The following is a 12,490-nucleotide window of genomic DNA, read 5'->3' as shown; positions in this document are numbered from 1 at the left end:
CTCAAATATTGATCGTGGTGGGGCGGTTCTTCCGCAGCCACAGCGCGACCATCATCCGCGTGAACGTGACGGCGGTGAACACCGACGTGCAGATCCCGATCAGCAGCACGACCGCGAAGCCCTTCACCGGACCCGAGCCGAGCAGCAGCATGATCACGCCGGTGATGGCGTGCGTCACGTTGGCCTCGAAGATCGTCCGCGATGCTTCCTTGTAGCCGAGCTCGACCGACTGGACGACGCTACGCCCGCGTCGCCGCTCTTCGCGAATACGCTCGTTGATCAGCACGTTGGCATCGACCGCGGTACCGATCGTCAGCACGAACCCGGCGATACCCGGCAGCGTCAGCGTCGCGTTCAGCATCGCCATGACCGCGACGATGACCAGGATGTTGATGACCACCGCGAGGTTCGCATACAGGCCGAACCGGCCATAGGTGACGAACATGAACACGATCACGAGCAGCGCGGCGACGATCGACGCGAGCACGCCAGCGCGGATCGAATCCTTGCCGAGATCGGGGCTGACGGTGCTCTCGGCGATCGTCTTCAAATTGACCGGCAGCTTGCCCGACCGCAGCGAGATCGCCAGTGCATTGGCCGACTCGACGGTGAAGTTGCCCGAGATCGACGCACGACCGCCGAGGATCGGCTCGTTGATGTTGGGCGCAGAGATCACCGAATTGTCGAGGATGATCGCGAACGGCTTGTTGGTGTTCTCGGTCGTCACCTTGGCGAAGCGTCGGCCGCCGACCGCGTCGAACGTGATCGCCACCTGCGGCGCGTTGGTCTGCGGTTCGAACTCCTGGCGCGCATCGGCGAGCTGGTCGCCCGAGATGATCACCGATCGCTTGACCGCGATGAACGGCACGCCGCGCGGGTTGCCCGGATACGGCAGCACCTGGCTGCCGACCGGGGCGATCCCCTTGACCAGGTCAGCCGGGTTCGCGGTCTCGTCGACCAGCTTGAACTCGAGCTTGGCGGTCTTGCCGATCAGCTCCTTCAGCGCCTGCGGGTTCTTTAGCCCCGGCACCTGCACCACGATCCGCGTCGCGCCCTGGCGAACGATCGTCGGCTCCTTGGTGCCGAGCGCGTCGATACGACGACGGACGACTTCGGTCGCGTCCTTCATCGCGGTGTCGACCGCCTGGGTCAGGCCGGCCTGGGTCGGCTTGAGCACGAACCGGCTCGTGTCGACGACGGTGATGTCCCATTCGCGCTGGCCGCTCATCCCGGCGCCACCGCCGGTGATCGCCAGCAGGCGCTCGCGCGCCGCATCGACCTGGCTCGGATCACGCAGCAGGAAGGTCAGCTGGCCGCCCCGCGTCGAAATGTCGCCGATCTCGATCCGCGGCGTCCCGTTGCGCATCGTCCCCGCGACGCTGTCGCGCATCGCCTCGATCCGCGTCGCGGCGAGGTCGGCGGTATCCGCCTCGAGCAGCAGGTAGCTGCCGCCGGCGAGATCGAGCCCGAGGTTGATATGCGGATGCGGAATCCGCCCCCATTGGCTCGTGGTGCTCTCGGGGGAGGAAGCTCGGGATCGCCAGCAGGCACAATGCCGCCAGCAACCCGATGATCGACCCGATTTTCCAGCGCGGGAAGTCGAGCATCAGTCGTTCGCCGGCTTCGTGTTAGGGCTGGTGATGTCGGTCAGCGTCGCCTTGACGACGCGCACGCGGACATTCGGCGCGATCTCGACCTCGACGACATTATCCTCGACCTTGGTCACCTTGCCCAGGATCCCGCCCGAGGTGACGACGCTGTCGTTCTTCTTCACCGCCGCGACCGACGCCTGCAGCGCCTTCATGCGCTTTTGCTGCGGGCGGATCATCAGGAAATAGAACACGACGAACACGAGGAAGAGCGGCGCGAGGCTCAGGAACGAGGCGATCCCGCCTCCCGCCGTCGTGGCGGCGCCGTCTGCGGCCTGGGCGTATGCTGGTGAGATGAACATGGAGTTCCGTATCTGTGAAGGGTGGCTCGGTTCGCGCGCCGCGCGGCCGGTCGCATTGGTCCGCCCGCTATCATCGCTTGATGTCGCGTGCAACTGACGCAGGCGCGGACGGTTCGTGTAGAGACCACGATGAAGTCACGGCGAAACCGGCACGAAACAGGAGAGATGCGATGATTCTGGTGATGGGACATATCAAGCTGGCCGCAGGCGACGGCGCGAAGATCGCCGACACGCTGATCGCGCACATGGCCGCCTGCGCCGCGGAAGACGGCTGCGAGTTCTACAATCTCGCGCTCGACCTGGTCGATCCCGACCTGATCCGGATCTCCGAACGCTGGGCGAGTCCCGAGGCGATCGCCGCGCACGGCCAGGCCGAACACCAGAAGGCCTTTGGTCGCGCCCTGCGCGCGTACACCATCGAGCAGGTTAGCGTGAAGGCCTATGACGGCAGCTTCTGGCGTACGCTGATGGGCGACTGAGGCAATTCTTGCGGGCGAGCGGCGTTGCGACTTGCATCGCGCGCCGACCCTGCGTAGAGCGCGCGGCTCGGGCTGCTATGCGGCCCGTTCGGTCGGAGCGTAGCGCAGCCTGGTAGCGCACCACACTGGGGGTGTGGGGGGTCGCAGGTTCGAATCCTGTCGCTCCGACCATTTTCTTACATCGATGAAAAGACGCGGCGCTGCTGGCCAAGCGGCGTGCGTTGGTTCTTGCGCGACGCTCGCCCTGCCCACAACCGCGCTCCCCTCCCTGAAAGGGAGGGGGCTGGGGGTGGGTAGGCCGGCTCGAGCCCCACCGGTCCGAACAGGCGGAAGCCGACCCGCCCCCAACCCCCCCCTGCCAGGGGGGGGGGCAGAAGAAGGTTTAGGCCGTCTCGCTCACCGTCGCCGCATGACCCACCGCCACTGCGCTGAGGTTCACGATCCCCCGCGCGGTCACGCTAGGCACCATCATCTGCAGCGGCTTGGCAAGCCCCAGCAGCATCGGCCCCAGCGGCAGCGACTCGGTCGATGCCGACAGCAACGACACCGCGATGTTCGCCGCATCGATGTTCGGCATCACCAGCAGGTTCGCCGACCCGGTCAAAGGGCTGTCCGCGACCAACCGCCGCCGCAGCGCCTCGGACAACGCCGCATCGCCGTGCATCTCGCCATCGAACTCGAACTCCGGCGCCGCGTCCTTCAGCAACGCATGCCCGGCGCGCATCTTCTGCGCCGAGGGCGACCGCGACGCACCAAAGCTCGAATGCGACAGCAACGCCGCCTTCGGCTCGATCGCGAACGCCCGTACCGCTTCGGCCGCGAGCAAAGTCATCTCGGCGATTTGCTCGGCGGTCGGATCGACCGTCACATGCGTATCGCAGAAGAAAAGACTGCCGGTGCGCAGGATCACCGCCGACATCGCATACAGGCGCGAGACGCCCGGCATCCGCGGGATCAGCGGCATGACGTAGGTCATCTGCGTCCACCAGTCGCCGATGCCACCACACAAGGCCGCATCGACGCGCCCCCTCGCGCAGCAGCATCGCCGCCGCCACGCTCGGCCGAGTCCGCAGCGCCCGCTCGGCGCTGTCGGGCGGCGATCCGCGACGACCGACCAGCGCGTTATACCCGGCAAGCAGCGGATCGAACACTTCGCGGTCGGTACCCGGATCGAGCACCTCGACGTCGGTGCCGATCGCCATCCGCAGTCCGCTCGACTGGATCTTCTCGGCAATCACCTCGCGCCGCCCGATCAGCACCGGCCGCCCGATCCCTTCGTCGATCACCGTCTGCACCGCGCGCAGCGTGCGGTCGTCCTCGCCCTCGCCATATGCGATCGAGCGCCCCGCCTGCTTGGCGCGCGCGAAGATCGGCCGCATCAGCTGGCCCGAGCGATACACGAACACTTCGAGGTCGCGCAGATACGCGTCGAAATCCTCGATCGGCCGCGTCGCCACGCCCGAATCCATCGCCGCCTTCGCCACCGCCGGCGCGACATGCAGGATCAGCCGCGGATCGAACGGCTTCGGGATGATGTAGGTCGGCCCGAACACCGGCGTCGCGCCACCGTAAGCGGTGACCACCACATCGGAAGCCGTCGCGCGTGCGAGAGCCGCGATCGCGTCGACCGCCGCGACCTTCATCGCCTCGTTGATCTCGGTCGCACCGACGTCGAGCGCCCCGCGGAAGATGAACGGGAAGCACAGCACGTTGTTGACCTGGTTCGGAAAATCCGAGCGGCCCGTGGCGATGATCGCGTCGGGTCGCGTCGCATGCACCAGCGCCGGCTGGATCTCGGGCTCGGGGTTCGCCAGCGCCAGGATCAGCGGATCGGGCGCGAGCAGATGCAGCCATTCCTGCTTCAGCACGCGCGGCGCCGACAGCCCGAGGAAGATGTCCGCCCCCTCCAGAACGTCCGGCAGGGTCCGCGCGTTGGTCGTCCGCGCGTACCGCGCCATGTTCGGCGGCATCACGTCGCCGCGATCCTTGTGCACGACGCCGGCGATATCGGTCAGCGTGACGTTTTCGGGATTGAGCCCCATCGACACCAGCAGGTCGACCGTCGCCAGCGCCGCCGCGCCCGCGCCCGACGTCACCAGCTTCATCTGGTCGAGCCGCTTGCCGCGCAGTTCGAGCACGTTGCGGACCGCCGCCGCACACACGATCGCGGTGCCGTGCTGGTCGTCGTGGAACACCGGGATGTTCATCAGCTCGCGCAGCTTCGTCTCGATCTCGAAGCATTCGGGTGCCTTGATATCCTCGAGATTGATCCCGCCGAAGGTCGGCTCGAGCACGCGGACCGCCTCGATGAACGCCTGCGGGTCGAGCTGGTCGATCTCGATGTCGAAACAGTCGATCCCGGCGAATTTCTTGAAGAGCACCGCCTTGCCCTCCATCACCGGCTTCGACGCGAGCGCACCGATCGCACCGAGCCCGAGCACCGCGGTACCGTTGGTGATGACCGCAACCAGGTTGCCCCGCGCGGTGTAATCCCGCGCCTTGTCCGGATCGGCGGCGATTTCCTCGCACGCGGCAGCCACGCCCGGCGAGTACGCAAGCGCGAGATCGCGCTGCGTCGCCATCCGCTTGGTCGCCTCGACCGAGAGTTTCCCGGGCTTTGGATAGCGGTGATAATCGAGCGCGGCTTTGCGGAAATCGTCTTCCATGGTCTTCCTAACCTGTCGGCCGCGGCGGCGACCGGGTGGGCGCGCAGACAGAGCCCGCGGCGAATGTTCAAGGGAGCGCATAGCCTTAGGCACACCGATCCGCCAACCCCGCGCGGACGTAGCGTCGGTTTGGGTGGCGGGGGGGCACGCTGGCTACCCTGGAACTGGTCATCACCCCAGAGCTGGATGCCACCCGGGAACTGGCCACCACCCCGGCGAAGGCCGGGGCCCAGTTGGAACGTCGGGGGTAACGAAGCGCCGCCCTCCCTCAGCACCGTTCCCCAACTGGACCCCGGCCTCCGCCGGGGAGGTGCGATCTAATCGGATGGGCCGGGCTCCCTTTTCGGTTCTCCCGCGAAAGCGGGAGCCCAGGAATTACGAGCGGCGTCCGCCGTAACCCTGGCCCCCGCCTCCGCGGGGGAACGGTAGAGAGCGGAAGTGAGGGAACGATGCAGGGCATGATCCGCCAAATTCCCCTGTCCTACAACAAACCAATATGGTTCGCTCGCCCCCCAACAAAACCGGGAGCCAGCCATGACCATCGACCACCTCATCGACGCCGTCATCGACCGCGAAGGCGGCTACTCGAACCACCCCGCAGACCGAGGCGGCCCCACCCGCTACGGCATCACGGAAAGCGTAGCCCGCACCAACGGCTACCCCGGAGACATGCGCAACTTCCCCCGCGACCAGGCGGAAACCATCTACCACCGCCTCTACTGGACCCGCCCGGCCTTCGACCAGATCGCCCCCCCGAGCCCCTAAAATCGCCGAAGAACTCTTCGACACGGGCATCAACATGGGCCCCGCAGTCGCCGCCACCTTCCTCCAGCGCGCCCTCAACGCGCTGAACCGCGGCGCCACCGACTACCCGGACATGATCCTGGACGGCCGCATCGGCCCCGCCACGCTCACCGCGCTCGAAGCCTTCCTCGCCCGCCGCAAACCCGGCGGCGAAACCGTGCTCCTGAAAGCGATCGAGGCCCTCCAAGGCGAACGCTATGTCGCGCTCGCCGAGACCCGTCCCGCGAACGAAGCCTTCCTCTACGGCTGGCTCGCGAACCGCGTCTGAGGCCTCTGCGAAAACGCTCCCAGCGTGTGAACTTTGTGCACTTCCAGATTGCCGGAGACAGCCAATGACCCCGCAACCCCTTGATCCAGCACCAGACCCCTGGATCACCCGCGCCCGCCCCACCTTTCTCTACGTGATGTACGCATTGCTGCTCGGCGCGATCCCCGCAGGCCTGATCGCCGCGGTCCGCCCGCAGATGGCTCAGGCGATCGCTGCGGGCATGTCCGCGTACCTCAACGCGATCCCCGAACCGCTCTACGCGCTCTTCGGCACGGGCTATCTCGGCTACACGGTGGCGCGAGAATGGGGGAAGGGGCGATGAAGTGCGCCCGTCCCGGGATGTCATTCGCGAAGAACAAATCGCTCGCACTCCCCACACCCGTTCGTGCCGAGTAGCGACCGAGTAGCCCCCTTGGGCGTATCGAGGGGCGCGTATCGAGGTACAGGTGACACGCGCAACCTCAATCCCTCGATACGCGCTCTCGACAAGCTCGATCGCTACTCGGGACGAACGGAAGTGGGATGGCCGACACGAACGGGAGGTCCGCCGACGAACGGCGCGCGTTCGGGCAGGGGGCGTTGCACCCCCAAAACCAAACCCTACATCGCTGCCATGAGCAACGACCCCACCACGCCATGCCGACATGGCACGGCACCACGATCCTCTCCGGTCCGCCGCGGCGGCAAGGTCGTCGTGATCGGCGACGGCCAGGTCTCGATGGGCCAGACCGTCATGAAACCCAACGCGCGCAAAGTCCGCCGCCTAGGTGACGGCAGCGTCATCGGCGGATTCGCCGGCGCGACCGCCGACGCCTTCACGCTGTTCGAACGCCTCGAACGCAAGCTTGAAGCGCATCAGGGCCAACTCCTGCGCGCCGCGGTCGAGCTCGCCAAGGACTGGCGCACCGACAAGTTCCTCCGCAACCTCGAAGCGATGATGATCGTCGCCGACAAGGACGTCACGCTGATCCTCACCGGCAACGGCGACGTCCTCGAACCCGAGAACGGCGTCGCGGCGATCGGCTCCGGTGGCAACTACGCGCTCGCCGCGGCCCGAGCGCTGGTAGAATACGAGACCGACGCCGAAGTCCTGTGTCGCAAGGCAATGGGCATAGCGTCCGAGCTCTGCGTCTACACCAACGACCGCCTCACGGTCGAAACGATGGATTCGACTAGCTAATTCCCCTCCCGCTTGCGAGAGGGGCTAGGGAAGAGGGGCTGAAATATACCCCCACCCAAGCCTTCCGCTGCGGCCACGCCCTCCCCCGACCCCTCCCGAGCGGGAGGGGAGAAGGTAACAAAATGAACGACCAGCTCACCCCGAAGGCAATCGTCGCCGCGCTCGACGCCCACATCATCGGCCAGGCCGCCGCGAAACGCGCGGTCGCGGTCGCGATGCGCAACCGCTGGCGCCGCCAGCAGCTCAGCGAAGACCTCCGCGACGAGGTCACGCCCAAGAACATCCTGATGATCGGACCGACCGGCTGCGGCAAGACCGAGATCAGCCGCCGTCTGGCCAAGCTCGCCGACGCGCCGTTCGTGAAGGTCGAGGCGACCAAGTTCACCGAGGTCGGCTATGTCGGCCGCGACGTCGAGCAGATCGCCCGCGACCTCGTCGAGGAAGCCATCCGCCTCGAAAAGGAACGGCGCCGCATCGCCGTCAAGGACAAGGCGGAAGAAGCGGCGATGGGTCGCCTGCTCGACGCACTGGTCGGCAAGGATTCGAGCACCGCGACGCGCGAAAGCTTCAAGCAGCGCTTCCTCGACGGTCATCTGAACTCCGCCGAAGTCGAGATCGAGGTCGAGCAGGCGCCGACCACGCCGTTCGAAATTCCCGGCGGCGCGCCGCAGATGATCAATCTCGGCGAGATGATGAAGTCGTTCGGCGGCGGCCAGCAATTGAAGCGCCGGAAGCTCACCGTCCACGCGGCCTGGGACAAGCTCGTCGAGGAAGAGGCCGACAAGCGCCTCGACCAGGACGAGGTCAGCCGCGCGGCGCTGGCCGACGCGGAGGCCAACGGCATCGTCTTCCTCGACGAGATCGACAAGATCGCGGTTTCCGACGGCCGCGGCGGTTCGATCAGCCGCGAAGGCGTCCAGCGTGACCTGCTCCCGCTAATCGAGGGCACGACGGTTGCGACCAAGTATGGCCCGATGAAGACCGACCACATCCTTTTCATCGCCAGCGGCGCGTTCCACGTCGCCAAGCCGAGCGACCTTCTCCCCGAACTTCAGGGCCGGCTGCCGATCCGCGTCGAACTGAAAGGCCTCACCGAAGCCGATTTCGTCGCGATCCTGTCGGACACCAAGGCGTCGCTGCCGCTGCAATACAAGGCGCTCATCGCGACCGAAGGCGTCGGCATCGAGTTCACCGAAAACGGCATCGCCGCGATCGCGCGCATCGCCGCCGAGGTGAACTCGGAGATCGAGAACATCGGCGCGCGGCGTTTGCAGACGGTCATGGAAAAGTTGCTCGAAGAAGTAAGCTACAACGCCGAAGACCGCGGCGGCTCGAACCTCGTTATCGACGGCGCGTACGTCGACAGCCAGCTGAAGGAAATCGCCCGCAACACCGACCTGAGCCGGTTCGTGCTGTGATTGGCAGGCCTAACGTTTTCCTGCGAACGCAGGAATCCAGGGTATAAAAGGGCATCGCTCGTAACCCTGGGTTCCTGCGTACGCAGGAAAACGGAAATGCGTAGGAGAACCCATGGACGTGACCGAAGCCATCGCCGCTCGCCGTTCCGTTCGCGGTTTCCTCGACACGCCGGTCGATCCCGCACTCCTCCACAACATCGCGGTAAAAGCGTCCCGAGCAGCAACCGGCGGCAATCTCCAACCCTGGCACGTTGCCATCGTCCAAGGCGAACCGCTGGTCCGCCTCAAGGCGACGATGGCGGACACGCTCGCCACCGGCGCAACCGAAACCCCAGCCTACGACGTCTACCCGCGAGACCTCGTCGCCCCATACCGAGACCGCCGCTACGCCGTCGGCGAAGCGATGTACGCCCACCTCGGCATCCCCCGCGACGACAAGCCGGCGCGGCAGAAATGGTTCGCCCGAAACTTCGATTTCTTCGGCGCCCCCGCCGCGTATTTCTGCACCGTCGACAAGCGCATGGGCCCGCCGCAATGGTCGGACCTCGGCATGTACCTGCAAAACCTGATGCTGCTCGCGGTCGACGCCGGCCTCGCCACCTGCCCGCAGGAATGCTGGGCGATGTATCCGGCAACGGTCGGCAGGGTCTTGAACATGCCCGAAGACCGCATGCTCTTCTGCGGCATGGCGATCGGCTACGAGGACAAGAGGGCACCTGCCAATGCGTTGCGCACGGAGCGCGCGGACGAAGCGGAATGGCTGACGACGATCAGCTGATTTAAGCCATCGACGCTAACCAAAACACCACTCCGGCGAAGGCCGGGGCCAATTGGGTAACGATGGTAACGGAGCGAAGCGCCTCGTCACGTCGGCCTTGCCAATTGGGCCCCGGCCTCCGCCGGGGTGGTGCACGCACTCGATCTCTTCGGTCGCAAAGCTTGTTCACCCGCGAAGGCGGGTGCCCAGACTGGGTCCCCGCCTTCGCGGGGAAACAAGTTTCTAGAGGACCACCGTCACCGGCTTGGCCCCCTTGATCCCCGCAAGGATCATAGCCTCCCAGACCGCCGGATCACCCGCCGCAGCCATCGCCTTATCCGGCTCGCGCAACGTCTTCAGCACCGCCAGCGCATCGGGAAGATAATCCGCCCAAGCCGCGTCAATCAGCCGCGAAGCCGACTCGGCATCGCCGCCGGCATTCGCGCTGATCCGCTGTCCCGCCAGCACGCGCGCGACGCGTTCGGCGACAGGTGTAGTGGAAACGTCCATGAGCATTCTCCTCGCGGGACCGGTCTACACCAAACCCGCGAGGCTAACGAATGCTCCTTAGCGTGCCGGGCCCGAACCCGCGCCACGTGCAGGACCACGGCCACCGCCACCAGCCGGACGGCCACCGCCGCCCTGGCCGCCGGGACGACCACCGCCCTGCGGACGACCGCCGCCGCCCTGACCGCCGCCGCCACCCTGGCCACCACGGCTAGCACCCGCATAGTTGCGACCGGTCGTACCGGTCGCCCGCGGCGAATGCGTCGCGCGCGGACGTGCCGGATCGCGCGGACGGTCGATCCGGACCTCGGGATCGGCGCCCATCGTCTTCACGCGCGTCTGCTTGATCTGGTTCGACAGGTTGACGAAATCGTCCGGCAGCGACCGGACCTGGACCTTCTGGCGGGTGATCCGCTCGATGTCGCGCAGGTAGGCCTTCTCGTCGTCCGCGCAGAAGGCGACGGCGATGCCGCTGGCGCCCGCACGCGCGGTACGGCCGATGCGGTGGACATACTGCTCGGCGACGTTCGGCAGCTCGAAGTTGATGACGTGCGAAACGCCCGAGACGTCGATGCCGCGTGCGGCGATGTCGGTCGCGATCAGGACCTTGACCTTGCCCTGCTTGAATTCGCCGAGAGCCCGCTCGCGCTGGCCCTGGCTCTTGTTGCCGTGGATCGCGTTCGACGCGATGCCGTTACCCGCCAGCAGCTTCACGACGCGGTCGGCGCCATGCTTGGTGCGCGTGAAGACGAGCGCGCGGTCGATCGCCGGATCGGCCAGCGTGATCGTCAGCAGCGCCTGCTTCTCCGACTGGTTGCAGAAGGTGACATACTGGTCGACGCGCTCGGCGGTCGTCGCAGCCGGCTTCACCGACACCGTCTTCGGGTCGAGCAGGAACTGGCTGGCCAGCTCGCGGATCGCGACCGGCATCGTCGCCGAGAAGAACAAAGTCTGGCGCTTCTTCGGCAGCATGCGGACGATCTTCTTCAGCGCGTGGATGAAGCCGAGATCCATCATCTGGTCGGCTTCGTCGAGCACGAGGATCTCGATCATCGACAGGTTGCAGAAGCCCTGCTCGATCAGGTCGATCAGGCGGCCCGGCGTGGCGACGAGGATGTCGACGCCGCGGCTCAGGTCCTGGCGGTTCTTGTTGATGCTGGTGCCGCCGAACACGGTGGTCACCGACATCTTGCTGAACTGGCCGTAGGCGCGGGCGCTGTCGGCGATCTGGCTGGCGAGTTCGCGCGTCGGCGCGAGCACCAGCATGCGGCAATGCGTCGGCAGGACGCGCTTCTGGGTTTCGGTCAGGCGCTGGATCGACGGCAGCACGAACGCCGCGGTCTTGCCGGTGCCGGTCTGCGCGATGCCGAGCAGATCGCCGCCCTCGAGCAGGATCGGGATCGACTGTGCCTGGATCGGCGTCGGCTCGGTATAGCCCTTGGCTTCGAGCGCACGGACGAGCGGCTCGGCAAGGCCGAGGTTTGCAAATGACATGAATAGTCTCTCAAATAGATGCCGGGCTCGCGAATCCACACAAGGACGCGCGAGGGGCGGTGGTGTTTTGACACCCCGCGTGAAAAGGGAAGCCCGTTGGAAACGACCGAGGCGGAGCTAAGACCGGCTAGGGTCCAATCACGCTGCATTACGCCTCGATAGCGGCCATCTGGCGTATCACGGTCGAAAAGTCAACCTTAGGCCCGTTTTTGCACCCATGGCGGGGTCAGCGGCGGATCTGGCCAAGGTGCAGATAGCGCTCGTTGAACTCGGCGGCATCGCGCAGGCGGGGCCAGTCGATCACGCTCACCTGGCGCTTCTTGCGCGCGATCAGGCCGTCGGTCTCGAGCGATTTCAGCACGCGATTGACGTGTACGGGGGTGAGCCCAAGCGCATCGCCCAACTGCTCCTGCGTCATCGGCAACTCATACGCCATCGCATCGGCGAGCGTCGATTTCTGGAACCGCACCGAAAATTCACACAGCAAATGCGCCAGCCGGCTCCGCGCATTGCGCCGCCCGACATTCAACAGCCACTCGCGGTGGATCGACGACTCGATCAGCGCGTCTATCCACAAGGCCTGGCCCGCCGCCGGACACGCCTCGATGAAGAGCCGCAGCGCCGCGATCGGCACTTCGGCCAGCGTCAGTCGCGTCAGCGCCTGGATGTCATGATCGGATTCATCGAGGAACAGGTTCTGCAGATCGACGAACTCGCCCGGCATCAGGATCGACACGATCTCGCGCTCGCCGTTCGGCGTCAGCTTCTGCCGATAGGCCAGCCCCTCGAGAATGAAAGCGCAGCGCGTCGGGCGCTGGCCTTCGCGCAGCATATAGGTCGACGCATCGATCGTCCGCACCTTGAACGGCAAGGCCGCGATCTGCGCGCGATCGTCCGCACCCATCGCCATCCGCGATTCGAACTTCCGTAACACCTTCTCAGTCACGGTGGAGATATCCACGTGCA

At 66.1% G+C, this 12,490-nt stretch carries 7 protein-coding genes, 1 tRNA gene and 5 pseudogenes; 7 read left to right on the top strand and 6 right to left on the bottom strand.

Annotated elements, in window-relative coordinates:
• Position 1: 1 nt before the first annotated feature.
• Positions 2 to 1,607, bottom strand: a pseudogene (gene secD, locus NHF48_RS12475) (protein translocase subunit SecD).
• Positions 1,607 to 1,951, bottom strand: a complete 345-nt coding sequence (yajC, locus tag NHF48_RS12470; protein WP_056066746.1) for a preprotein translocase subunit YajC — start codon at positions 1,949 to 1,951, stop codon at positions 1,607 to 1,609. The pseudogene secD and the gene yajC overlap by 1 nt, the downstream one beginning before the upstream one ends.
• A 170-nt stretch (positions 1,952 to 2,121) precedes the next feature.
• Between yajC and NHF48_RS12465 the strand changes: the two genes are divergently transcribed.
• Entirely contained in the window at positions 2,122 to 2,430 is a 309-nt protein-coding gene (locus NHF48_RS12465) for a putative quinol monooxygenase (RefSeq protein WP_253071294.1), read from the top strand.
• Positions 2,431 to 2,523: 93 nt separating this feature from the next.
• A tRNA-Pro gene (locus NHF48_RS12460) sits at positions 2,524 to 2,601 on the top strand.
• Between the two features lie 211 nt (positions 2,602 to 2,812).
• On the opposite strand, the pseudogene NHF48_RS12455 reads toward NHF48_RS12460, so the two are convergent.
• A pseudogene (locus NHF48_RS12455) lies at positions 2,813 to 5,096 on the bottom strand (NADP-dependent malic enzyme).
• A gap of 534 nt (positions 5,097 to 5,630) precedes the next feature.
• On the opposite strand from NHF48_RS12455, the pseudogene NHF48_RS12450 reads away from it, so the two are divergent.
• From NHF48_RS12450 to NHF48_RS12430, 5 genes and pseudogenes are all read left to right on the top strand, one after another.
• Positions 5,631 to 6,168: pseudogene (locus NHF48_RS12450) on the top strand (glycoside hydrolase family 108 protein).
• 88 nt (positions 6,169 to 6,256) lie between these two features.
• Positions 6,257 to 6,490: pseudogene (locus NHF48_RS12445) on the top strand (3TM-type holin); the annotation flags it as partial.
• Between the two features lie 314 nt (positions 6,491 to 6,804).
• Positions 6,805 to 7,348: pseudogene (gene hslV / locus NHF48_RS12440) on the top strand (ATP-dependent protease subunit HslV).
• 122 nt (positions 7,349 to 7,470) lie between these two features.
• Positions 7,471 to 8,766 carry an ATP-dependent protease ATPase subunit HslU gene (hslU, locus tag NHF48_RS12435; protein WP_253071293.1) on the top strand — a complete coding sequence of 432 codons (1,296 nt, stop codon included), beginning with the start codon at positions 7,471 to 7,473 and terminating at the stop codon, positions 8,764 to 8,766.
• Positions 8,767 to 8,878: 112 nt separating this feature from the next.
• A complete protein-coding gene (locus NHF48_RS12430; RefSeq protein ID WP_253071292.1) occupies positions 8,879 to 9,544 on the top strand; it encodes a nitroreductase in 666 nt (221 codons plus the stop codon).
• Between the two features lie 222 nt (positions 9,545 to 9,766).
• Here NHF48_RS12430 and NHF48_RS12425 read toward each other — a convergent pair whose 3' ends face one another.
• The 3 genes from NHF48_RS12425 to NHF48_RS12415 all read right to left on the bottom strand — a co-directional run bounded on the left by NHF48_RS12425 (position 9,767) and on the right by NHF48_RS12415 (position 12,485).
• On the bottom strand, positions 9,767 to 10,033 hold the full coding sequence (locus NHF48_RS12425) for a hypothetical protein (protein ID WP_132896051.1): 267 nt from the start codon (positions 10,031 to 10,033) through the stop codon (positions 9,767 to 9,769).
• 57 nt (positions 10,034 to 10,090) lie between these two features.
• Complete coding sequence (locus tag NHF48_RS12420) at positions 10,091 to 11,524, bottom strand: DEAD/DEAH box helicase (protein ID WP_253071291.1); 1,434 nt, start codon at positions 11,522 to 11,524, stop codon at positions 10,091 to 10,093.
• 226 nt (positions 11,525 to 11,750) lie between these two features.
• Complete coding sequence (locus NHF48_RS12415) at positions 11,751 to 12,485, bottom strand: Crp/Fnr family transcriptional regulator (protein ID WP_253071290.1); 735 nt, start codon at positions 12,483 to 12,485, stop codon at positions 11,751 to 11,753.
• Between the last annotated feature and the right edge of the window lie 5 nt (positions 12,486 to 12,490).

The sequence above is a fragment of the Sphingomonas sp. H160509 genome (genome assembly GCF_024124765.2).
Lineage (GTDB): Bacteria > Pseudomonadota > Alphaproteobacteria > Sphingomonadales > Sphingomonadaceae > Sphingomonas.
Note: the sequence above shows the minus strand (reverse complement) of the source record. Positions and strands in the feature narration are given on the sequence as shown.

Excerpts from the sequence above, each read along its gene's own strand:
- yajC (WP_056066746.1), bottom strand. The coding sequence starts at position 1,951 with ATGTTCATCTCACCAGCATACGCCCAGGCCGCAGACGGCGCCGCCACG.
- NHF48_RS12465 (WP_253071294.1), top strand. The coding sequence starts at position 2,122 with ATGATTCTGGTGATGGGACATATCAAGCTGGCCGCAGGCGACGGCGCG.
- hslU (WP_253071293.1), top strand. The coding sequence starts at position 7,471 with ATGAACGACCAGCTCACCCCGAAGGCAATCGTCGCCGCGCTCGACGCC.
- NHF48_RS12430 (WP_253071292.1), top strand. The coding sequence starts at position 8,879 with ATGGACGTGACCGAAGCCATCGCCGCTCGCCGTTCCGTTCGCGGTTTC.
- NHF48_RS12425 (WP_132896051.1), bottom strand. The coding sequence starts at position 10,033 with ATGGACGTTTCCACTACACCTGTCGCCGAACGCGTCGCGCGCGTGCTG.
- NHF48_RS12420 (WP_253071291.1), bottom strand. The coding sequence starts at position 11,524 with ATGTCATTTGCAAACCTCGGCCTTGCCGAGCCGCTCGTCCGTGCGCTC.